At 60.9% G+C, this 24,402-nt stretch carries 10 protein-coding genes; 9 read left to right on the top strand and 1 reads right to left on the bottom strand.

Annotated elements, in window-relative coordinates; all coding sequences use genetic code 11:
• Positions 1 to 27 precede the first annotated feature (27 nt).
• The gene (locus C4900_RS07370; protein ID WP_065968890.1) at positions 28 to 1,290 is read right to left on the bottom strand and encodes a glycosyltransferase family 4 protein; all 1,263 of its coding nucleotides are present in this window, start codon (positions 1,288 to 1,290) and stop codon (positions 28 to 30) included.
• 340 nt (positions 1,291 to 1,630) lie between these two features.
• On the opposite strand from C4900_RS07370, the gene C4900_RS07375 reads away from it, so the two are divergent.
• From C4900_RS07375 to C4900_RS07420, 9 genes are all read left to right on the top strand, one after another.
• Positions 1,631 to 3,958 carry a peptidase domain-containing ABC transporter gene (locus tag C4900_RS07375; protein ID WP_211306829.1) on the top strand — a complete coding sequence of 776 codons (2,328 nt, stop codon included), beginning with the start codon at positions 1,631 to 1,633 and terminating at the stop codon, positions 3,956 to 3,958.
• A gap of 342 nt (positions 3,959 to 4,300) precedes the next feature.
• Positions 4,301 to 5,326 carry a WD40 repeat domain-containing protein gene (locus C4900_RS07380; RefSeq protein ID WP_147267155.1) on the top strand — a complete coding sequence of 342 codons (1,026 nt, stop codon included), beginning with the start codon at positions 4,301 to 4,303 and terminating at the stop codon, positions 5,324 to 5,326.
• Positions 5,327 to 5,358: 32 nt separating this feature from the next.
• A complete protein-coding gene (locus tag C4900_RS07385; protein ID WP_141689171.1) occupies positions 5,359 to 5,697 on the top strand; it encodes an alpha/beta hydrolase family protein in 339 nt (112 codons plus the stop codon).
• Entirely contained in the window at positions 5,694 to 7,394 is a 1,701-nt protein-coding gene (locus tag C4900_RS07390; RefSeq protein ID WP_114282850.1) for a WD40 repeat domain-containing protein, read from the top strand. Before C4900_RS07385 ends, C4900_RS07390 begins: the two co-directional genes overlap by 4 nt.
• 313 nt (positions 7,395 to 7,707) lie before the next feature.
• The gene (locus C4900_RS07400) at positions 7,708 to 19,365 is read left to right on the top strand and encodes a hypothetical protein (protein ID WP_114282852.1); all 11,658 of its coding nucleotides are present in this window, start codon (positions 7,708 to 7,710) and stop codon (positions 19,363 to 19,365) included.
• An 18-nt stretch (positions 19,366 to 19,383) separates the two neighbouring features.
• A complete protein-coding gene (locus tag C4900_RS07405) occupies positions 19,384 to 20,742 on the top strand; it encodes an HlyD family type I secretion periplasmic adaptor subunit (RefSeq protein WP_114282853.1) in 1,359 nt (452 codons plus the stop codon).
• A gap of 59 nt (positions 20,743 to 20,801) precedes the next feature.
• Positions 20,802 to 22,130, top strand: a complete 1,329-nt coding sequence (locus tag C4900_RS07410) for a TolC family outer membrane protein (protein ID WP_170132467.1) — start codon at positions 20,802 to 20,804, stop codon at positions 22,128 to 22,130.
• Between the two features lie 47 nt (positions 22,131 to 22,177).
• Positions 22,178 to 23,086: a glycosyltransferase family protein gene (locus C4900_RS07415; RefSeq protein WP_141689299.1), complete on the top strand. Its 909-nt coding sequence runs from the start codon at positions 22,178 to 22,180 to the stop codon at positions 23,084 to 23,086.
• A gap of 3 nt (positions 23,087 to 23,089) precedes the next feature.
• Positions 23,090 to 23,815 (top strand): glycosyltransferase, encoded by a 726-nt coding sequence (locus C4900_RS07420; protein WP_114282854.1) that lies wholly within the window; start codon positions 23,090 to 23,092, stop codon positions 23,813 to 23,815.
• Positions 23,816 to 24,402 lie beyond the last annotated feature (587 nt).

Genomic DNA, 24,402 nt, shown 5'->3' on the forward strand with positions numbered 1-24,402 from the left:
CCGTTTAGGCGAGATGGGAGGGCGGCTTCACGCCACGCCCTGCTGTGGAGAGCGCTGCGCGGACGACACGTCGATGCCCGTCAATTGTGCAATGAGCGCTAAGTGGCGCGGCAGGCAGATGGTATTGAGGTCAAAACCGGAACACACGGTTTGACGAGCCCGGCGGCCGAGTTCGGTGTAGCTCGCCCGGTCGCGTAAGACCGCCCCGATCCGTTCGGACACGGCCGCTGAGGAAAAGAAGTCGACGAGAAGACCGTTGTCGCCATCTCGTATCACTTCTCTCACGGGGGCCGTGTCGGACGCCACCACCACGCATTCGGCTGCCATGGCCTCCAGAAGCGACCAGGACAATACGAAGGGCTGCGTCAGATACACGTGGACGGTCGAGATCTGGAGGATCGTCAAGAAGGTCGGGTAGGGGACCTTCCCCAGGAAATGCACGCGGCTGCGATCAAGGGAGGTGCCGAGTTCCGCGAGCAGCGCTTGCCGAAAGGTGTGACCCGAGGGCAAGCGCGGCCCGTAGCTGACCTCATCCCCACCGACGATGACGGCCTGGGCCTTCGGGTGACGCGCCAGCGCATCGGGCAGACAGCGCATGAAGGTCGGAAAGCCGCGATAGGGCTCCAAATTGCGCGCCACGTACGTAACCACCGGATCGGTGGCCGTCAACACCGAGCCGTTCGCAAGTTGCAGTTGAGCAGACGGCGAGGGCTTGACGCGTGCCGTGTCGATGCCCTCGTGGATGACATGCAAAAGGTCATGATAGCGCGATGGGTACAGTGATTTTTGCCACGCTGTGGGACATTGCCCAGCGTCCACGGTATCCAAGGCCAGCAAATTGCCGAGATTCTTGGTGCGCACCCGCGGACCATCGTCGAAGGGTGTAGGTACGGTCGGATCGAAGCCCACATCCGCGCCGTGCCGCTTATAAAAGAACTCGAAATACCCCAAAAGCGGCGTGGACGGGAAGACGTCCTTCAGATACCAGATTTCTCCCCAGCCGTTGTGGCCGATCATGAGATCCGGCACGAACCCGGAGGCGCGCAGATCGAGGGCGGCCCGCGCCACGGCCTGGGCGTTCAAGACGCCGGCCTCGGTGTCGCGCAGGTAGTGATGCCCGCCGGGCGTCACCGACCGGTGCGGCCGGTAGACGACGATGCGGATGCCGGGCCATTGGATGTCGTGACGCTGGGTGAGGAACACGACCTGATGACGCGGATCCCCCCCAAAATGACGGATCAGGTGCAGGTACTGCCCAGGCAAATTTTGATGAACAAACAAAAGCTTCATGGACGTCACTGTAATGCGATTTCGCAATGCTGCCAATGGCTTGGCACAACATCTCCCAAATCCTTCCCGTTTCGATTGATAAATGTCACGTAAGAAATACAGTGTAATTGCATTTATGGAGGATCTTATTGACACCTGATTCTCGAATTCAGTACAGTTCGTAGCTAACGAGGATAGGCGGGCCAAGGCCGGATCGCGCCCACGACAAGGTTCGTAACGAAAATAAGGGGGCGGGCGTGCCCAGGGACACGCACCGAAGCCATTGGCAGGCCATAGGCCAAAGCGCGTCCGGCGCGCCGCACCGTGTGGGGGCGGGAGACGCGGGTAGCGCGTATGCGCGGTGCGCCCGGCGATGGGCGCGGCCCTGATGCGCGCGGGGGGCGCACGGCTCTTTCGGTTCATGGCCGCTGCGGATCCGGCCGTGGCCCTGGCGCTCGACGATGTGGTGTGGGTCCTCGGCAGCTTTTGTGCCCTCAATCAGAAACCTTTCGATCCTCCTTTGCTGGTGGGCCAGTACGCGCCGCCGTACACCACCGAATCGCTGATCCGAATGGCGCGGGCGTTGGGTTTTCGCATTCAAGGGACACATTGCGACAGCGAAAACCTCGGCACCCTGACGCTCCCGTGCATTGCGCTGCTCAAAACCCCCCAGGAAACCCCGGCCGAAGCGGCGGCCGATGCGACGCCCAATTCGGCGCCCGATGAAACTGTCCCCACCCAAGGCGCCACCGAATCGGCAGGGGCCGATTCCGCGTCCCCGGAACCCGCCGGCGCATCGGCGCGCCCCGCGCTTCTGATTCAGGTCACAGACACCGCTGTCACGCTCTTCGAGGCCGGGACCAATGTGCCGGTCACGTGGCCGCTTGCGCAATTCGCGGCGCGCACGAACGGGCGAGTCTTTCAACTGGCGCGCGCCGCGACCCTTTTGAAAGATCCCGATGACGCCCTGGCGCGCACGCGGCCCTTTGGGTTTTGGTGGTTCATTCCTGAGCTGTTGCGGCATAAGCGGGTATGGCGCGAGGTGCTGGGGGCCTCGCTTGTGATCCAGCTGCTCGCCTTGGCGATCCCGCTTTTCACGCAGGTGATCATAGACCGCGTGATCACGCATCATGCAGAGAGCACCTTGATCGTGATCGGTGTCGGTATGGGGATGTTCCTGCTGTTTTCGGCGGTGTTGAGCTGGGTGCGCCAGTATCTCGTCTTGCACACCGGCAACCGTGTCGATGCGGTCCTGGGCGCGGCCGTCTTCGAGCATATCTTGAAATTGCCGCTTGGCTATTTCGCGCACCGGCCGACGGGCGTGATCACCACCCGCCTGCACGGCGTTGAGACGATCCGCGAGTTTGTCGCGGGGGCTGCCGTCACCTTGATCCTGGATCTGCCGTTTCTCGTGATCTTTGTCGCCATCATGTTGTATTACAGCGTGGTCTTGACGCTGATCGCGCTTGTGTTGATCGGGCTCGTGGTGGGAATAAGCCTCGTGATCGCGCCCATCTTCCGGCAACGCTTGAACGAGCAGTATCTTCTGGGCGCGCGCAACCAGGCCTTTGCCACCGAATACATCGCCGGCGTCGAGACCGTCAAGAGCCTGCAGATGGAGCCTACGGTGAATGCGCGCTACCGGGATTACTGGGCGCAGTTTCTGCGCTCGGGGTTCGAGGCGCGTCAGATCGCCAACACCTACAACGTCGTGGCCAATGGTCTCGAGCAGGCCTTATCGTTGGTCATCCTGATTTACGGGGCCTATTACGTCATGAACGGCACCTCCTTTACGGTCGGTATGCTGGTGGCCTTTCAGATGTTCGCCGCCAGGCTCTCGCAACCCATGCTGCGCTTAGTCGGCCTCTGGCAGCAGTTCCAGGAGGCGCGGCTCGCTGTAGCACGGCTTGGCGATGTCATGAACGCGCCCCCGGAACCCTATACGGTGGTCCCGAGCCGCCAACGGTCACGGGCCGGCGCCATCGCGATGGAGGGCGTGAGCTTTCGTTACGGAGACGACCGGCCGTTTCTGTATGAGAATTTCGATGTGCGTATCGCGCCCGGTCAGGTCGTCGCGGTCACGGGACCCTCGGGGTGCGGCAAAAGCACTCTCACGAAGCTCCTCCAGGGGTTTTATCATCCGACGGCGGGTACCATCCGCATCGATGGCACCGACATCCGCCATCTCGCGGCCAACGATCTGCGCCAGGATCTGGGTGTGGTGCCGCAGGAAACGATCCTTTTTGCCGGGACGCTCTATGACAACCTCCTGCTGGCCCGCCCGCAGGCCACCTTCGATGAGATCGTGCAGGCCGCCAAGATGGCGGAAATCCATGCCGTCATCGAGCAGCTGCCCGAGGGGTATCAGACCGAGATCGGCGAGCGCGGCGTGGGCCTGTCAGGGGGCCAGAAGCAACGCCTGGCCATTGCCCGCGCCCTTTTGAAGAAACCGAAGATCCTGATCTTCGACGAGGCGACCAGCAATCTCGATCAGGAGACGGCCGAACACTTCGCCCAAACCATTAACCAGCTCAAAGGCCAGGTGACGATGCTCTTCATCGCGCATGGATTGCCAAAGACCCTGCACGTGGATGTGGTGGTGACTTTAGGCAGCAAGGCCGATGCGGTACCCCCGGAAGACGCCGCAGAGGGAAGTGCAACTCCCCATCTCGTACGGGCGACCGTATGAGGGAGAATTAGGATGCTGAGTATGAGCGATGAAAAGCCGGTCTATGCCACTGTCGATTCCGCAAAACACAGGCGGGATAGTGTCATGACCGCGGATTGCCAGAGGGCGCATCGCACCCCGATCAGACGTCCCCTCTCTCTATCGGCAAGTCGGCGGCGGCTTGGGCCTATCGGGCACGGGTATCTGGGTAGCGAGAGCCTAACAGGCGGTGTGCCCGCCCCTGGTCGTACCCGCTCTTGGGTACATCGCGCGCATCGATTCCTCAGGATCCTGACCTTCCTGTTTCTGTTGTGTCTTCCTGTCTTCGCCCAGGCAAGCCTCGGCTCCTGGGTAAAAGGCGTCTTGCATCTGGGGAAGTATAGCGAGACCGTCGCCACCGAAGTCGCGACCTTGCCAGAAGACCACGGCACCTGGGGCTTGGCCTTCAGTCCCCATGGCCGTTATCTCGCCGCCTCGTCTCCGCAAACCGCCTTTGTACAGCTCTGGGATTGGCGAAAAGACCGGGTGGTGCGGCGGTTTCGGCGCAGTGGTTCCGATATCATGGTGACCACGCCGTTGGCCTTCAGTCCGCATGGGCGCTTGCTGGCTTCCTGTCAGGATGTCTCTATCGATGTCTGGAATCCTCATACGGGGGCGATTGTGGGCCAGATCCAGGATCCCCCTAGCCAGGGTGGATGCCAGGCGCTCGCTTTCAGTCCCCGCGGTCATTCCCTGATTTGGATCCGTGGGGAGGGGGGTCTAGCCCCCAAGGACGCGTTCTTTGTCTACAGCACCCGCACCTGGGCCATTCGCTGGGCCTTGGCCACGCGGCCCTTCGAGCCCAATGCACTCGCCGTGAGTGCGCACGGACATTGGGCGGCGTTGGGGGGTGGGACGAATAACAGCAGCGAGGTGGGGTTCCAACAGCAGATTGCGCTTGTTAATCTGAGACGTCATGCCCTTGTGCGGCTGATTGGAACGTTTCCCATGTCTCAATGGTGGGGTCCGGGAAAGCCGAGACTTGGCCCAAGCTATCCTCCTATGGCTCTCGCCTGGAACTCTCGGAATCAGAGCGTGGCGATGGGTGTTTGGAGCGCCGGTATGGGAGCCGCCAATGTGATTCGTGTTTACAATGCTCGCACCGGCGCTCAGGTAGCGGGCGAGTCGGGACCGGTCGGCACTAAAATCTCAGCCCTACGCTACACCCCCCATGGCCGCTATCTGATCGAAGCCGGTATCGACAACACCGTCGAAATCTGGGATGGAGATCATCACCACCTCCTTCAGAAGATCCCTCACCAGGCCTGGAGTCTGGCGGTCTCCCCACACGGCCATTATCTCGCCTTGGGCGAAGGCCGCCAGATCCAGATCTGGCGTTTGCAGTCATGATCAGTCAAGACCACAGACAAGGATAAAACACGATGGCCACGATCCTGGAACTCGCGGAGTTGAGCAGTGCGGTGTATGGGGATACTCCAGTGCCCACAGGTTGGACAGTGATGCCGGGTCCTTACGGGACATCAGGATCGAATCCCGACGGCTACTACGGTGTCGCCTATATCAACACCACCACCCACGAGATCGTGATCGCCAATCGTGGGACCGTCCCTGCGTCGCTTGCCAATCTAATCAACGATGCCGAGCTTGCGGCTCATGAGGTCACACCCGATGAGCTGAGCGCCATTGCCTTTGCGGAACGAGTAAACGGCCACATCAATGCCCCATCTGGTACGGACGAGCGTCTAAAAGGAGACCGGTGACCACTAAAGACCGTAAAGAGAGCCCGTCACCGGCTGTGGCCTTGATGCGTCCGGCGTTGCATCTGTGGTGGCGCTACACCTGGCGCATGGGCCTCGTGCCGATCGCCGTTCTCTTGCTGATGATGTTTGTGGGCGGGGTCGCCATTCATGTGGCCTCCGCTCCCGGATCGCATGCCTTGCGCTTTTGGTTGTTGTTGATGGGTCTTATAGCGGGGTCTGTGATTGGTCTGGGGCAAGGCCTTTTGTACTCAGCTACGAGTGGCACCGTATGGGGAGGCCTTTCTCCGTTTCTGGCCCTGTATGGTGTCTGGTTATTCCGGGCACGGGTCTTACGGGACCCCATCCGTAGTGGGGGCCAGACGCTCCATTTCGGAGTCGATTACGGCAACAAGGCCTTGCCCGGACCTCTTCCGATGCGCCGGGCCTTGGTCCTATGGATGGGTTTCTTCTGGCGCATGGCATTGATCGGTGGGGTGACGGGCGCACTCTTAACGCAGGTGGTTCCTCCACAGTGGCTGTCTATCCGATTGCCGTTGACACCTCTATTGGGCGGAGACCTGAGCCTTTGGTGGATGCTGCGGAAGGCCTATGTCCATATCCCCGTCATCCTGATTCAACTGCCCGCCGGTTACCTCGCGGCCTGGTGGCTCTTGGCGGCGTCCTACGGAGAGACACGTATTACAGTCGCGCCGCGGCAAGAAGAAAGCGTACCGGCAGTCCTTCCCGAGACGACCACTGATAAGACGGCAGATGGGCGGCCAGTCCCTGTCCCCATCCGGCGGACTCGTCTCCTGCGCCGCGGTCTCTCCCTGATCGCCATCGGGGCTTTCTTGTTGTTCCTACCCTGGTACCTCGTTCAGTACCGCCTCCTGGGCCCCGGTGTCGCGCGGGGGAGTGTCTGGCAGGATGACATCACCTTCTTTTCGCCGTGGTTTGGGTGGGGGAAGTATCACGAGACGGTGGCAACGGAGCTTACTACCCTCAATACGCGTGGGGATGTCGCCGGTGTCGCCTTTAGTCCTAGCGGCCATACGCTGGCGGCCCTCAATCCCGAGTATGTGACCGTCTGGAACTGGCGGCAGGGTCGTCGACTCTTCCATCTCAAAAATACCTCGCCCGACACCCTGGCCGCGATGCCCTTGGCCTACAGTCCCGATGGTCGCTACATCGCGGCCTGTCACAGTAGCCCGAGCCGGATCGTGGTTCGGGTGTGGAATGCCCATACCGGGGCGGTGGTGCGCAATATCCGTGATCCGGTGGTGGGGGGTAACTGCAACGCCCTTGCCTTTACGCCCCACGGACACTCCTTGATTCGGGTCGTGGCGCGGCCCTCGTGGTTTCACGCGGCATCGGTCTTTGTCTATAGCACCCGCACTTGGCAGATTCGCTGGAGCCTGAAAACCCACCACTTCGTACCGAGCACCTTAGCCTTAAGTCCCCATGGGCGTTGGGCGGCGTTGGGGGGCGGGACGAACGGCGATATCGGTAAGTGGTTTGCATTTCAGCCACAGCTTGTACTCGTTAATCTCGGGAACCATCATATCGCACGTATGATTACGGCCTTTTTGGCGCTATCGCCACCAACGCGCAACGTCAATGGCACATTAATGCCTGAGGGTACGGGCGCGCCAAACGCTTTAGCTTGGAGTTCCAATGCAAACACCATTGCAATTGGGGTATCGGGGGGCTCGGTATAGGACCAGCCAATGTCCTTCGTATCTATAACCCTGATACTGGTGTCTTGGTAGGGGGCGAATCCGGACCGGTCGGCACCGAAATCCACGCACTGTGTTACACGCCACATGGTCGCTATCTGATCGAAAGCGGTATTGGCCATACGATCGAGATCTGGGACGGGGCCCATCACCATCTCATGCAAAAAATCCCCGGCTTGGCCGAAAGTCTTGCTACTTCACGTCACGGACATGATCTAGCGATGGGCTGGTTAGGGGAGATTCAGATCTGGCATTTACAATAATAGCGAAAGAACAGAATGGGGAGTAAAGAACAATGGCCACGATCCTGGAATTAGCGGAACTGAGCAGTGCGGTGTATGGCGACACACCCGTGCCTATGGGTTGGGCGCCGTTGCCGGTAACCCTCAAGGCTAACTCTGCCGGCTACTACGGCGTTGCGTACATCAACACCACAACTCACGAGGTCGTGATCGCGAACCGGGGTACGGTCATTACGAACGGCGCGAATGATGTGAACGATCTGTACCTCTTGGGTGTCGGGTTGTTGCCCCAGTGGGTATTGGCTACAGGTCGCCCGGGACCATCGTCCGATCAATCGGACGCCATTAACTTTGCAGAACAAGTAAACAGTTACGTCAACTCCCATTATCCCGGTTACTCCCTGATCGAAACCGGTCACTCGCTCGGCGGCAGTGAGGCACAGGCGGCCGTGGCAGCACTTGTAGACAGTGGGCTTAATACAACCGTTTCGGCCGTTACCTTCCAAGCATTAGGCATAGGGGGTGCCTACTACAATCCCGCCAAGACCTACAATGTCCTGAATCTCAATAATCAAGGAGACTTAGCCCATTTTATTGGCGGGACCCATCTCGGGACATCCGCTACAATCGCCGCGGGGCCCACGTACGCCCAGGATCTGGGCGCTTTTTATAATGGATTCAGTGCCGCGGTAATCCCAACACCGACAGCGGAGGTGATCCAAGGGGCTGAGGCAGTAGGTCAGGAGATCCATATCGCCCATAAGATCGCGACTACTGTCAACTATTTGGCGAGTGTCTCCGAAGGTGGCCTGACCGCCCAGCAGTTCGAGAATTCTTCTTATATGTGGGGTGGCACGCCGGGCGCATCGATCTCCGCCACAGGAACCCTTGTGTTGGAGGATGCGAGCGCGAGCCTCACTATACAGATGCAGGCCCTTAATACCGAAATCGTGGATTTGACTTTGTCGGGGGCGGGGCTCCCCAGTCTGTCGAGCCTAATTACCCAGGAAGTGGCGCAGATGGGCCCGGTGTCGCTCCCAGTTCAGGAATTGAGCCAGCCGGTGCCTACGGGGACAGGGAGCACGGCGGTCGCCGCGAGTGGCACTGGGAATGCTGACTACTTGACGGTCGGTACGCCTAATGCGGGGAATCCCGCTAATGAGTTTGTGATAGGGCTTAGCAATAATTCCCAGTTCTACTACAACGTCCCCGCCAACGGGGATACCGCTGTCGAGACGATCCAGAATACGGCTGTCACCGCGACCGGTGCCCCTGGTTCAGTATGGGTGGGCAGTAGCCAGGGCTTGACCCAACTCACTGGCGGCAAGCCCGTATCCGGCAGCCCCTTCACCTGGAAGGGTACCAACGCCGGCACCCAGTATGTCTTTGCACCCACGAATGCTGCCGATCCCTCGATTGGGACCTTGACCATCAGTCAAGGACTGTTAGGCGCGAATAGCGCCGATCAGATCGTGATTGACAACTTCAATCTGGCCGCCGCCGAGACCACCAAAACAGGTGATCTCGGTCTCGTGTTTGCGGAGGCCGTCGCGGTCACAGCGGACCCGAGTCTCGCCGCCGATCCCTTTCGGTCGGGCAACTATGTCCCTCCCAATACCACGGTCGCGGTCAGCCAAGGGGTGGCGCAAAGCCTCACCATCGATCTTTCCGCCCCGAGTACGAGCGCCCAACAGGTGACGCTGACCTTTACCGGTGGCGATCTCGGGGCCTTTGCGCTCGATACGGGCAGCGGCGCGCTCATGCCGCTCGCCGGGGGCACCGTCACCCTGACTGTCCCGGCTGGCAGCGATCGCCTGACCGTGGGTCTTATTGCCACCCAAGATCTCACGACGAACCAAACACTCCAGGTGCAGGCCGCGCTCTCATCGAATGCGTCCGCCTCTGGAGCCGCGTCACCGGTCGGGGGCCTGACCCTAAACTGGGCGGCCGGGACCTTTACGAAGCCGGCCCCAACGATTCTTGTCCAGAGCGACCAGTCAGAAACCCTGAACGTCAATGGCCAGTCCTCCGTTTTGACCTTTTACCACGCGAGTGGCGGTAACGTGGCTATTCAGGCCGGAAGTGGTTCCAACGCTATCGGGGCCTATGCAAGTGGTAATGACAGTATCACCGGCGGGCCAGGCAACGACACCATCATCGCCGGCAACGGCAATAGCGTGATTAATGGTGATGGCGGTCAGGACATTATTTTTGCCGGCAACGGCAACAACCGAATCTATGCGGGCCCTAATGGGGCCTCCGCCGGTGTCCCAACGCTCGCCCAAGCGATCGCCGCCGCGCAGTCCCCATTGGCTACAAGTGGCCATGGGACTGTCATCAGTGTCGGTAATGGCAATAACACGCTGGTGGGCGGGAGCGGCCACGATGTCTTTTTGGCGGGAACCGGTCAGGATGTCATTGTCTGCGGGTCGGGTAATACGGATGTGTTCGGCGGTGTAACGACCTATGCGCCGACGTCGGCGAGTGCAGTGGCGGGGACGCTCTCTTGGACCTCCAATACAAGTACCAGTTACTCCTACGACACTATAGGTTCTGTTAGGGTCAATAAATACTATGGCTTTTCTTACTATAACCCAGGCTACGGGAACGTGCCGGGCCCGGGCAGTGACACCATTTTCGGTGGTGCCGGCAATGAGATATTCAGCCTGCCTACAGGAAGCAATTACGTTCAAGGCGGCAGTGGTGTTATGAATGTCAATATGTTTGGTGGTTCAGGGAATAACACCGTGTTCGGAGGTAGCAGCGCAAGCGCGGCGATAACCGGCGGCGCCGGCAACGATTACCTGAATGGGCAATCCAGCAACGCTTGGATTGACGGCGGAGGCGGCAACAACACCATTATCGGCGGCACGGGCAACGACACGCTCTACGCGGGTTATGACAATACAGTCCTTACCTACTATGGTCTACCTGGGACCTGGGCCTCGTCTGCGACCGGTAATAATAATATTCAGGGCGGGACCGGCAACGATTGGATCTATGGAGCGGGCGGGCACGACACCCTTATCGGCGGTAGTGGCAACGATACGATCCAAGCAGGCAATGGGACTGAGTATCTTGTGGGCGGGAGTGGTAATGATTCCCTGGTGGGCGGTAGCGGCAACGATACCCTGATTGCCGGGGGTGCGGGCAGTGATACCCTTGTTGGGGGCAGCAAGAGTACGAGTAGTGCGGTCATTTATGGGGGCAGTGGCAGCGACACGATCTATGGTTATCATGGCACCGACACGATTTATGGAGGGTCGGGCGCCGATCTAATCTACGGCGGTATCGGAAATGAGACGATCTATGGCGGCAGTGGATCGGATACGATCTACGCGGGCACGGGCATCGAAGTCCTGTACGCCGGGAGTGGGGGTACGGCCAGTGCGCCGACGCTTCTCATTGGGGGTGCAGGTGGTTATAACCTCTACGGCGGAGCTGGGGTTGCGGTGCTCGATGCGCAAGCGGGGTCCGGCGACCTCTTGGTTGGCGGTAGCGGCACCGACACCCTCGAGGGCGGTTCCGGTAATGACACGCTAGTCGCTGGGACCGGGAACAACGTACTCAATGGCGGTAGTGGCAGCAACACCTATGTCTTTGGGTTAGGCGGCGGGGCCGATCAGATCACGCAGGTCTCGGGGAGCGATACGCTGGTGTTCGGGCCCGGCATTACCGCAGCCAATTTGACCGTTACCGCGGAATTAGGAGCCAACAACCAGAACAATCTCGTGATTCAGTATGACGCCAACGGAGCGGTCACCGTGGACGGAGGCTTAAGCGGCATGCTGGGTCTCGTCGAATTTGCCGATGGCAGTGTTGTGACCTTGAGCCAATTGATCGCGCAGTCCCACGCCGTGACGGCGGATATTGCAGGTCCTGCCGGCGATCTGTTGTTTTCAGGCAGCGGCAATGCACTGCTTACGGGAGGGGCTGGGAACGATACGGTTTATGGCTGGGGTAGCAACGACACTTTGGTAGGCGGAGCGAGCGCGGATACCTTGGTGGGAGGCGGTAATAACACATTTATTGTGAACAACGCCGCCGATGTGGTGACCGCACAACCCAATACCGGTAATAATACCGTGCTCTCCTCGGTGAGCTACGTGCAGCCCGAGAACGTGCAGAACCTCACCCTGACCGGTTCGGCCAATCTCACCGCCACCGGCAATAATCAAAGTGGTGTACTCACCAGCAATAGCGGCATAGATACCCTGATCGGCGGCACCGGCAACGACACCTTCGTCGTAAACAACACGGCTGATGTCGTGACAGAACAACCCAATACCGGTAATAATACCGTGCTCTCCTCGGTGAGCTACGTGCAGCCCGAGAACGTGCAGAACCTCACCCTGACCGGTTCGGCCAATCTCACCGCCACCGGCAATAATCAAAGTGGTGTACTCACCAGCAATAGCGGCATCGATACCCTGATCGGCGGCACCGGCAACGACACCTTCGTCGTAAACAACACGGCTGATGTCGTGACAGAACAACCCAATACCGGTAATAATACCGTGCTCTCCTCGGTGAGCTACGTGCAGCCCGAGAACGTGCAGAACCTCACCCTGACCGGTTCGGCCAATCTCACCGTTACTGGAAACGATCAGGCGGGGACGCTCACCGGAAACAGCGGCAACGACACCCTGATCGCGGGCTCCGCCATCGACACCCTGATCGGCGGCACCGGCAACGACACATTCGTCGTAAACAACACGGCTGATGTCGTGACCGAACAACCCAATACCGGTAATAATACTGTGCTCTCCTCGGTGAGCTACGTGCAGCCCGAGAACGTGCAGAACCTCACCCTGACTGGTTCGGCCAATCTCACCGTTACTGGAAACGATCAGGCGGGGACGCTCACCGGAAACAGCGGCAACGACACCCTGATCGCGGGCTCCGCCATCGACACCCTGATCGGCGGCACCGGCAACGACACATTCGTCGTAAACAACACGGCTGATGTCGTGACCGAACAACCCAATACCGGTAATAATACTGTGCTCTCCTCGGTGAGCTACGTGCAGCCCGGGAACGTTCAGAATCTCACACTCAGCGGCACCGCCAATCTGACAGCGAATGGAAGCAACGAAAGCGGCGTTCTCACCGCCAACGGCGGCAACGATACCCTGATTGCCGGATCCGGTAGTGACACCTTGGTAGGTGGTGCTGGCACCGACACCTATCTTATGCATTTCGGTATGGGCGCGGCGACTGCGGTTTCGACGTCAACGCAGGGTGCGGTCGTGCAGCTGGAGCCGGGATTGAGCTTTGCGGATCTGACAGCATCGCGACAGGGCAATGATCTCTTGTTGCAGATTACGGGTACCTCAAGCAGCATGCTCGTAAAAAACTATTTCGCTTCGCCGAGTTGGACCATCACGGATTCGGTCGGCCAGAGCGAAACAGGGCAGCAGTTGCTCGCTGCGACCACGCAGCAGCAAAGCGAAAGCCTAGTCTCGCGAATGGAGACGGCATTCCTCATCAGCACCCAGGCCGGGATCGTCGAAAAGTGGGTTTCACAGGGGTATACGCTGCAGCCTAACGGTACATGGGCAACACCACAAAACCTGTACCCGATCAGCGCCACTTCCATGGTGATAACCAAGACCGGGGCGGGGACCGAGGTGTTGGTGCAGAAGTCTCTTAGCGGAAAGGTCACGACGACGAGTTACGCTGTTCCTATTGCTATTGCACCGACGACGAGCTGGATACCTAATAGCCTTTACTCGTTCTCCAATGGGAGCGAGATCCCGTATGCGGTGAGTGACACTTCGGCATCGCTCAACGTCGTTCCGGTGACGGTATCTGCCCCCACATTCTTCGCCGCTGCGTCATCCGCCAACAGCGTGACGAGGGGTTGGCGGACGCTCCAGGTCTCCTGGACGCAGGCAGGATCCTCCAGTACGTCATCCGTACCCCTGAATTTCACGGAACCGTATGGACAACAGTATGTACCGGTTAATACGTCTCTTGGGAACGTTGTCGACAGCTACCTCGAATACACGGGTGTTATGAAGAGCGTATGGACCTCGTATAACGCCTCGGTGAGCGCTATTCAGCCCAGTTCAGCTTATTCTGTGAACGAGAACTATGCGGCACTTTCCCCAGCGCTTTCGGCCGCCTATAGAGATTACCAAACGCTCGACACTATCGAGAATATCACAGTCGATGGGGGGGACCACACAGTAAATGCCGGGGCTTGGACGGTCGTCAACAGCACCACCGGAAACGATACCATCTACGACGCGGGTTTTGCCTACGGTGGGTCTGGCAACGACACGATGATCGGCGGCGGCACGCTGGTGGGCGGGTCGGGTAATGATCTTCTCGCATACGGCGCGAAGATGATGGCGGGGACCGGTAACGACACGATCTTTGGTGGAAGTGAAGTCCCGAATGCTAGCCCAGCCACATCGACCACTATCATCAATGCGGACAGTACAGGCCACGATGTCATCGGCGACTCAGCGAACGACACCACGGCCGTCCTGAACGCATTTTATGGCGCTATGGGCATTACCGATTGGCGGGATCGGTACCTTCACGGTGGCTTGTACGGAGTAGTCACCGGATACCAGAGTTTGCTCCAGTCTTCGGTTACCAGCCTGATAGCGTACCGTCCGAGCGTTGTTTATGTGGATCAGCAGCAGGCAATGGCCGATGCGGCCGCGCAAGGATTGACCTGGCAACAGGCCGTGGCGCAGGGGGTGGTGACCTATATGAAACCGTTGCCGGTGCTTGCGGTGCCCGGCGATAATTCGTGGCAACCCTCTTCATATTATGCGACGGCCAATATCCCGGAAGTCACCATCGCGGCCAACGATTATGCAATGTTGGCCAAGTACTACGCCGATGGGACGATACCCTCTACGAATACAGTGGCTTTTGGGGCGGGGATTAGTCTTGCGAATCTCCATTTCTCCTGGGGGCAGGTGACCGGACAAATTGGCGGTCCTGACGCGGGCGGTACACCCTCCCTGTATACGACCCTCAATATCTCTTGGGCGCCAAACCAAAGCGTCCAGGTGATGATCCCGCACGCCAGCGATCCGCTGGGGTCCGGGGTGCAGGAGTTTACCTTCGCCAATGGGACGCAGATGACCATGGCGCAGATGATTGCCTTGGCGCCGGCGGCGCCCACGTTCGATCCCCAGCTTCCGAGTGAGACCTTCACGTTTTCCGCGGGCATGGGCCAGCAAATCGTAGGGGATCACATCGGCAGCATTCAATTTGCAGCCGGCATCACGTCCTCTGACATCACCGTGGCGCACTCGGGCAATGACTTGTTGATCTACGACAACAACGGCGCCGATGTCCTGCGGGTCTCCAATTGGTTCAGTCATCCCAACGCCATGCCCACGGTGTCGGCGACTTTTGCCAACGGCACGACATGGAGCGCCTCCGAACTCACGAGCTTAGGGCTTGTGCAGGACTACGCGGCCGGTGATCAGACCTTGACGGCCCTACCAGGCTTTACCAATACGCTCATTGCCAGCGCCAACGACACGCTCGTCGGCGCCAGTGGCCACGATACCTTCGTGTATAACCAAGGTGACGGCACGGTCGTCATCAACGCGCCTATAGGCAACAACACCCTGGAATTCGGGGCGGGGATCACATCGAGCATGATCACGCTCGGTGTCGGCCCCCAGGACCAATTGGTTCTTCATGTCGGCACGCAAGGGGAGGTCGAGATCGACGGCTTCGTGCCGAGCAATGCGCTCAACACCAGTGCGATCCAAAAGATTGTGTTCCTCGACCCCTCCGTGTTGACCTACGATCAGCTCGTCCAACGCGGATTCGACATCTACGCGGGCACCGGCAACGTGTCCATCACCGGGACCAACCTCACCAATCGTCTCTACGGTGGTGCGGGTCAGGACACCTTGATCGGCAGTGGCACGGCCGACACCCTTTTTGCGGGGACTGGCGTCGACACTCTTATGGGTGGCACCGGCCAAGAAACCTTTGTTGTCAACAACACGGCCGATGTCATCGTGGAGAAGACCGTCAATACGAGTGACACCGTGCTCACATCGGTCAACTACGTCCAACCGGAGAACGTCCGGAATCTGACCCTCACGGGGACTGCGAATCTCACCGCCACCGGCAACGCTCAGGCGGGGATTCTCACTGGCAACACCGGTAATGACACCCTCTTTGCGGGTTCCGGTAACGATACGCTCGTGGCCGGCAGTGGCGTCGACACCCTGGTGGGCGGCACCGGCAACGACACCTTCGTCGTGAACAACACGGCCGACGTGGTGACCGACAGCCCCAACACCGGCACAAACACGGTGTTGTCCTCGGTCAACTACGTCCAGCCCGAGAATGTGCAGAGCCTGACGCTGACCGGCGCCACCAATCTCACGGCCACTGGCAACAACCAATCCGGCGTGCTCACCGCCAACAGCGGCAACGACACGCTCATCAGTGGGACCGGTGTCGACACCCTGGTGGGCGGCGTCGGCAACGACACCTTCGTGGTCAACAACGCATCGGATGTGATCACAGAGGCGCCGGGCGCAGGGATCAGTACGGTTTTCTCCTCGGTGAGTTACACGCTGCCCGCGAACTTGGAGAACCTGACACTGACCGGTACCGCCAATCTCACGGCCACGGGCAACAATGTGAACGACGTGATCACCGGCAACGCCGGCCGCGACACCCTCATTGCGGGTTCCGGTAACGATACGCTCGTGGCCGGCAGTGGCGTCGACACCCTGATCGGTGGGGCCGGGAACGACACCTTCGTCGTGAACAACACGGCGGACGTGGTGACGGAAGCCGCAAACGCGGGTAACGACACCGTGCTCTCGTCGGTCAGTTACGTTCAACCACAGAACGTCCGGAACCTGACCCTCACGGGCTCGGCCAGCTTGACCGCGACCGGCAACGCCCAGGCCGGCGTGCTCACGGCCAACGCCGGTAACGACACGCTCATCAGTGGCACCGGCGTCGATACCCTGGTGGGCGGAGTCGGCAACGACACCTTCGTCGTGAACAACACGGCGGACATGGTGACGGAAGCCGCAAACGCGGGCAACGACACCGTGCTCTCGTCGGTCAGTTACGTTCAACCACAGAACGTCCAGAACCTGACCCTCACGGGTTCGGCCAACTTGACCGCGACCGGCAACAATCAGGCAGGGACCCTCACCGGCAACGCCGGTAACGACACTTTGGTCGCAGGCAGTGGCAACGACACGCTGGTTGCCGGCACGGGCATCGACACCTTGATCGGCGGATCCGGTCATACCACATTTGTCGTCAACAATGCGCGCGATGTCATCATCGAGCCCCGTGGCGGGACAGCGACAATCTTATCGTCGGTGAGCTACCGGATGCCGGCGAACACCACGACGCTCACGCTGACGGGCTCGAACAATCTCGTGGGTATGGGCAACGGATCGAATGACGTGATCACCGGCAACGCCGGCCGCGATACCCTGATCGGCGGCTTTGGCAACGACACCCTCGTGGCCGGCTCCGGCATCGACACGTTGATCGGCGGCTTTGGCAGTGACACCTTTGTGGTGAATAACACGGCCGATGTGGTGCGTGCGTTCTTCCATCGGGGCGAGGACACTGTGCTCTCGTCGGTGAGCTACGTCCAGCCGGAAAACGTCCAGAACCTGACCCTCATGGGCACCGCCAATCTCACCGCCACCGGCAACAATGAGGGCGGTGTGATTACGGGCAACAGCGGCCGCGACACGCTGATCGCCGGCAACGGCAGCGACACACTCGTAAGCGGCAGCGGCGTCGACAGTCTGGTGGGTGGCTTGGGTCGCGACACCTTCGTCGTCAACAACGCAGCCGATGTCGTCTCCGTGCCGTCCAATGCCTCGGCACGCGGCTTCTTGGGATGGGGCATCTTCGCAGGGCGCAGCGGGGCCCATATCGCGGGCGTGCCATTCGATGGCGGGGGCTCGGACACCGTGCTCTCTTCTGTGAGCTACGTCCAACCAGAGAACGTCCGAAACCTGACATTGACTGGTTCGGCCAATCTCACCGCCACCGGCAACAACCAGGCGGGGATCCTCACCGGCAATGCCGGCCGCGACACCGTGATCGCGGGTAGCGGCAATGACACCCTGATTGCGGGCAGCGGCGTCGATACCCTGGTGGGAGGGGCGGGCAACGACACCTTCGTCGTGAACAACGAAGCCGACGTCGTAACCGAAACCGCAAGCTCGGGTGATAACACCGTGTTCTCTTCGGTCGACTACGTCCAACCGGAGAACGTGCGGAATCTCACACTCACGGGCACCGCCAATCTCACCGCCACCGGCAACGCCCAGATGGGCGTGCTCCAGGCCAACAGTGGCAACGACACGCTCATCAGCGGCACCGGCATCGAGACCTTGGTCGGCGGGTCCGGTCATACGACATTTGTGATCAACAACGCCCAAGACACGATCATCGAGCCGTGGAATGGCACGGCGACGATCCAATCGTCGGTGAGTTACGTACTGCCGCAAAACGTCTCGACATTGACGTTGATCGGCACAGCCAGCGTGACGGGTAAGGGCAATGCGTTCAATGATGTGCTCACCGCCAATGCCGGCCGCGACACCCTGATCGCAGGCAACGGCCGCGACACGCTCATAAGCGGCAGCGGCGTCGACAGTCTGGTGGGCGGCTTGGGCCGCGACACCTTCGTCGTCAACAACGCAGCGGACGTGGTCTCCGTGCCCTCGGAAGCCCAGGCGAGTCGCTTCGCCCGCGGCTTCTTTGGGGGAGGCCGCTCCGCTCCGTTTGGTGGCGCCTACGATGGGCAGGGTTCGGATACGGTGCTCTCTTCGGTCGATTTCATCCAACCGGAGAACGTGCAGAACCTGACCCTCACGGGCTCGGCCAGCTTGACCGCGACCGGCAACAATCAGGCGGGGACCCTTACGGCTAACGCCGGCAATGACCTGTTGATCGCAGGCAGCGGCCGCGACACCTTGATCGGCGGCGCCGGCGTGGATGTCCTGCAGGGCGGATCGGGCTGGGATATGGTGAGCGATCTCAAGGGGCCCGCTGCACTGGTGGCGGGATCCGGCGGCGGGGTGTTGAACGGAGGCCCCTTCAGCGACTTCTTCGCCGCAGGCGCGGACAAGACGACGGTGATCACGCAGGGCGGGCACAGCGTGATCGGCTTCAATGCAGGCGATGGGGCGCTCACGATCCAGGCTGCGAATGCCGCCGACACCTTGTCTCTGGGAGGTGGCATCAGTGCCGGAGCGCTCGGTCTCGAAAAACAAGGAGAGAATCTCCTGTTGACGATCGACGGCCGGGAGGCGATGACCTTCAGCGACTGGTACGCCGGCACGAATCATCAGTCCGTTGTCACCTTGCAGATCCTGGAAGGGGCAAGCAGCACGTCCAATGCAAGCTCTTCCAATCCGCTCATCAACAAAAAGGTGGAGACCTTCGATTTCACGAAGCTTGTTGCCGAGTTCACCAACGCCCAGGCCACCCATCGGGCGCAGAGAGGCTGGAGTCTGGCCAATGCACTTGTCGGAGCCCAATTGGCCGGCCACGACACGGCGGCCTTGGGGGGTGATCTCGCTTATGAGTATGGAACGCGTGGACATCTGACGGGGATGAACCTGACCGCGGCCGACAACGTTTTGACGAATGGGCAGTTCGGCGTGAGCGCCCAGACGCTGCATCCGTGGGGGACGATCAGCGGGCCGGGCCCGGCGCTGAAGTAGGGAGCCGCAAGAGATCGTATGCTACAGAAGACGAAAGACCTGAAGGAACCGGCGCGTTCACGCCGGCCGGAGGCGCTTGATTTTGCGCCGGATTTGCTTGCGATCCAGGAGCGTCCGCCGGGCCCGCTGCCGCGCCTGGTCCTCTATCTCGTCGTAGGTCTCGTCGGCGGCTTGCTGGTGTGGGCGATTTTTGGAGAGCTCAACATCATCGCGGTCGCCGGGGGCCGCTTGGTGCCCAAGACCTACATCCAGATCGTGCAGCCCGCCCAGGCGGGGGTGGTGAAAGCGATTCTGGTGACCGAGGGCGAGAAGGTCGCAGCCGGCCAGGTGTTGATGCGCATGGATGCCAAAGACGCCAAAGTGGACCGGACGCTGCTTGAGCGGGAGATCGCGGTGGCCTCCTTGCAGCGGCGTCGCATCCGGGCGGAGTTGACCGGTCGGCCCTTGCGGCGTGAACCGTCCGATCCACCGGCTCTCTTTGCGCAAGCGCAGGCGCAATACCAAGCGAACCGTCTGTCGTATGACGATCATGTGGCGGTCGCGCGCGAGGCCTATCTCAAGGTCGAGCGCAACGAGCAGGCGGCCCATGAGGTCCTCATCAAGCTCAAAGACATCACGCCGTTTGCCAAGGAGGAGGCCCAGGACTATGCCTCTTTGGGTCGCGGCGGCTATGTGCCGCGCGTCAAGGTGCTCGACAAAGAGCGCGTCTATTTGACCGACGCCCAGAATCTTCGGGCGCAGCGCCAGACCGTGGCCAGTCTCCATGCGGCGGTCGCGCAGGCCGCGGCCCATATGGCCGAGATCCGCGCCCGCTATCGGGCGCATCTGCGGACCGAGGGCATCGCCACCGACGAGCGCAGGCGGCGCCTGAAGGCAAAGTTTGCGAAATTGGAACACAAAATGGGGCGGCTCGCATTGCGGGCGCCTGAGGCCGGAATCGTCATGACTCTCGCGACCCACTCTCTTGGCACGGTGGCAGCCCCCGGCACCGTTCTGGTCACCATCGTCCCGGATCATGTGCCGTTGTTGGCGCAGGTGCGGGTAAAGAATCGCGACATGGGGTTTGTGCATGTGGGACAACACGTGCGCGTCAAGGTCGCCGCCTATCCATTTGAAAAGTACGGGACCGTGGGTGGCGTCATCACCTATCTCGGGGCCGACGCGAGCCGCCGGCGGCACCGCAGCGCGCCCCCGCACGCGCCGCCCACGTTCAAGGCGCTCGTGGCGCTGCGCCACCAGGTTCTGCGCGCGCAGGGCAAGGTCTATAAATTGGTGCCGGGCATGCAAGTGGTGGCCGATCTGCATGAGGGGCATCGCACGGTCATGAATTACCTGTTGTCGCCGGTTATCACCACCCTGCGCAACAGCGGCCGCTGATGGGCTGTGTCATGAGGCGGTACCGGCGCGCGTGGGGGAGGGGTGCGCTGATGGGGGCGATGGCGCTTGCATCGCCTCTGGCCCAAGGGATGAGTTTTCTCACCGCCTATCAACTGGCGCGACAGAATGACCCGACGTTTGCGGCGGCGCGCGCGGCGTATGACGCGGCGCGCGAGCAAATTCCCCGATCGCGTGCGCATCTCTTGCCACATCTGGCGTTGACGGGGTCTGACGATAAGACGCGGGCCGAGACGGCCTTTCAGGATCCGATCTACGGACCATCGCAGGTCGATCGCAGTGTGGGGGCGTGGACATGGAGTCTGCAGCTTTCGCAACCGCTGGTGGCCATCCCGCAAATCTTCCGCTATGAGCAATCGCAGGCGCTCGTTGTGAAGGCCACCGCTTTGTACAGGCGCGCGCAACAGCATCTCATTGTACGCGTGGCGCAGGCATATTTTCGGGTCCTGGTTGCGGTGCGCACGGTGCGGGCCGCCCGCGCGCAGGTGCGAGCGATGACCGCCCAGTGGCGTTTGGCGCGCCATGGCTTTGCCAAGGGCATCGACGCCGTCACGGATGTCGACGAAACGCAAGCCCAATTGGCGCGCGCGCAGGCCCAACTGGTGGGGGCGCAAAACACCGAAACGAATGCGTGCGCGCAATTGCAGCAAATGATCGGCGGGCGCTTGACGCCGGGTCTCGAGGCACTGTCGCCGGGACTTATGCTACCCAAGCCCGCGCCGGAAGACCGCGCCGCGTGGGTGCAAAGAGCTAGGAGCAAGGCACCCGTGGTACGTGCCGCCAAGGCGGCGCTGAAGGCCGCCCGCAAGCATGTCGATGGCGCGTTCGCACGCTATGCGCCCCGCGTCGACCTTGTGGCCTCCTATGGTCAGAATGCATCCTCAGGGAGTCTCACGACCCCGGACAATTACTCTTTACGGGCGCGATCCTGGGAGGCTGGGGTGCAGGTCAGCGTGCCGATCTTCACAGGCGGCGGCACTTATGCGTATGCGACCCAGGCCCAGGCCTACGCGCGGCAGGCCGCAGCCGAGTTGCGCGAGGCATCGCGCCATGCGCAATTGCAGGCACTCGAGGCCTACGAGGGCGTCATGGCAGGACGTACGCAAGTCGTCGCGTTGACGCTTGCTGTGCGCTCGGGGCGCAAGGCGGTGCGCGGCGCGCACAAGGGTTACAAAGTCGGCATCCGGACGAACCTCGATGTCCTTACGGTTGAGCGCGATCTGTATGAGAGCGAACGGGCGCTTGCGTCCTTGCAATATCGCACCTTGCTGGATGGTTTGCGATTGAAGGCCTCCGTGGGCCGCCTGACCATCGCCGATGTGCTTACGATCAACAAAATGTTGATCGAGCCGGTCCCATTGCACGAATAGCCACGGCAGTCGCACAGGGGCCCAAGAAAAAGGGAGCAAGACCCACGATGACGAATTCCCGCGATCCCGAGGGTCGGTGGGCCAACGCCGCCCTCTTGTATGAGCCCGAGGCCTATGCGGTTACCTCCCCGTCCCTGAAGGGCCGACAAGTCGCCGGCCACGGGTTCTTAAGGGGTTTTGCGCGGCATGCGCGTGTCGCGGAATACGTGGCGGCCGTGAGTCATCACGAGGCCGCGGCACGCTTTGTGGCCGAGATGCGTAAGAGTGGCCAGGGCCGGCCGGCCCGGACCATGGCCCCGCATGACGCGCAGTCGTTGGCGGCCCTGGGTTGCCTCTATCGGCCGGATCCCGTGATCGGGCCGCACGCCTGGGCGCGCGCGGCCTCGGGCGACGCCGCCTGGTCGCTGTGCGGCATCACGCACACGACCGCTTCCCATGCCGTGACGGACGCGATCGTCGATTGGCTGGTGGCGCCGGTGCAACCCTGGGATGCGGTCATTTGCCCATCGACGGCGGTGCGCGCGATGGTTACTACGGTGTTGGCGGCCCAGGCGGACTATCTTCAAGCGCGTTTCGGGGGGCGACGCATCGTGATGCCGCAATTGCCCGTCATCCCGCTCGGTGTCGCTGCAGACGAACTGATCATAAAGGACGCCGAACGCCGCCAGGGGCGGGAGAGCCTTGGGATCGGGACCGAAGCGGTCGTCGTCTTGTTCGTCGGGCGGCTGTCGTTTCACGCCAAGGCCCATCCGCTGGCGATGTATCAAGCGCTGGAACGGGCAAGCGCGGGCTGCGAGACCGTGTTGATCGAATGCGGCTGGACCGCCAACGACGCGGTGGCTGATGCCTACGCCGAGGCGGCCGCTGCAGCCTGCCCCACGGTCCGCCGGATCGTGATCGATGGACGGATGCCTGCCGCCACCCGAGAGGCGTGGGCGGCGGCCGACGTGTTTTAATCGTTGGCGGACAATCTTCAGGAAACCTTCGGGTTGACCCCGATCGAGGCCATGGCCCGGGGCTTGCCGGTGGTGGTCTCGGATTGGGACGGATACCGCGACACGGTCCGTGACGGCGTGGAGGGTTTTCGGGTCCCCACGGTGATGCCAGGGCCTGGAGAGGGACGTGATCTCGCGTACCGGTATGCGATGGGCGTCGATGGATACGACCGGTATTGCGGGTTTACGAGCCAATTGATCGCAGTCGATGTGGAGGCCGCCGCGGACGCCTTACGGCGGCTGTTGCGATCGGCCCCATTGCGGCGGCAGATGGGCGCGGCCGGCGCGGAACGCGTGCGCACGCTTTTTGATTGGTCGGTGATCATCCCGCGCTATCAGACCTTGTGGGCGGAGCTCGCCGCTGAACGGGCGCAGGCCAAACCGATGGCTCCGCGCCCTCAGGCATGGCCTGCACGCCTGGACCCCTTTGCCGCCTTTGCGGCCTATCCCACGAGACCGCTCACGCGATCGACCCTCTTACAGCGGACGCGGGCCGAGGCCGATATGGTCTTGCAGAGGTGGCGCCTGCTCGCCATGGTGGCGTTTGCCGAGTCCATTGTGCCGTCGATCGAAGAATGCCGGGCCGTCCTGGGGGTTTTGAGACGCGGCCTGTGCGCATGGTCGAAGAGATCGAGCGCGACTTTGCGGCCAATCGTCAGGCCGCGATCCGGCGTGGGCTTGTCTGGATGATCAAGATGGGGGTCTTGGCGGTTGCGCCCGAATCTGGACGTCGGTGAGCGGTACGCTTGATCCCGATATGTCGCCTCGGTGCCTCAGACCTCAGTCGGTGTGCCCGGAGGCGGCGGGTGCGCTGTGACATAGGGGGCATCCAATGGTTGGACGGGGCGTTATTGTCTGGGCGGTACTGTCCGGATTGTTCTACACGATAATAATTGGGCCCCTGCGCTGTGCCGCCTATCGCAACGGCCAGCCGTATTTACGGGCCCGAATCGCTCACAATAATTGAGGGCTCCGCCCTTTCTTTATGGCGGGATATCGTTGGCCCATGGGCTTTGCCGACAGGCCGGTGCGGGTCAGTGAGAATCGAGGCGGTGTACCAAAACATTGGTCGCAGATAAGAAAGAAAGAGGATAAGTCATTGTTTTTATTGGTCGGGGCGAGAGGATTTGAACCTCCGACCACCTGAACCCCATACGCACAAACGCCCCATAGGAATCAATGCCTTAGAGCGTAACCCCTTCATATTACTACTTTAGTTATCCAAGTCTTTCCTTCAGACGGACATGACTTTCGGTACTCGGTGTACCAAAATTGTA

Source organism: Acidiferrobacter thiooxydans (assembly GCF_003333315.1).
In the GTDB taxonomy this organism is placed as follows: Bacteria; Pseudomonadota; Gammaproteobacteria; order Acidiferrobacterales; family Acidiferrobacteraceae; genus Acidiferrobacter; species Acidiferrobacter thiooxydans.

What these genes read in the sequence shown, in the direction of transcription:
- C4900_RS07385 (WP_141689171.1), top strand. Translation starts at nt 5,359, where the DNA reads ATGGCCACGATCCTGGAACTCGCGGAGTTGAGCAGTGCGGTGTATGGG.
- C4900_RS07400 (WP_114282852.1), top strand. Translation starts at nt 7,708, where the DNA reads ATGGCCACGATCCTGGAATTAGCGGAACTGAGCAGTGCGGTGTATGGC.
- C4900_RS07405 (WP_114282853.1), top strand. Translation starts at nt 19,384, where the DNA reads ATGCTACAGAAGACGAAAGACCTGAAGGAACCGGCGCGTTCACGCCGG.
- C4900_RS07410 (WP_170132467.1), top strand. Translation starts at nt 20,802, where the DNA reads ATGGCGCTTGCATCGCCTCTGGCCCAAGGGATGAGTTTTCTCACCGCC.
- C4900_RS07370 (WP_065968890.1), bottom strand. Translation starts at nt 1,290, where the DNA reads ATGAAGCTTTTGTTTGTTCATCAAAATTTGCCTGGGCAGTACCTGCAC.
- C4900_RS07415 (WP_141689299.1), top strand. Translation starts at nt 22,178, where the DNA reads ATGACGAATTCCCGCGATCCCGAGGGTCGGTGGGCCAACGCCGCCCTC.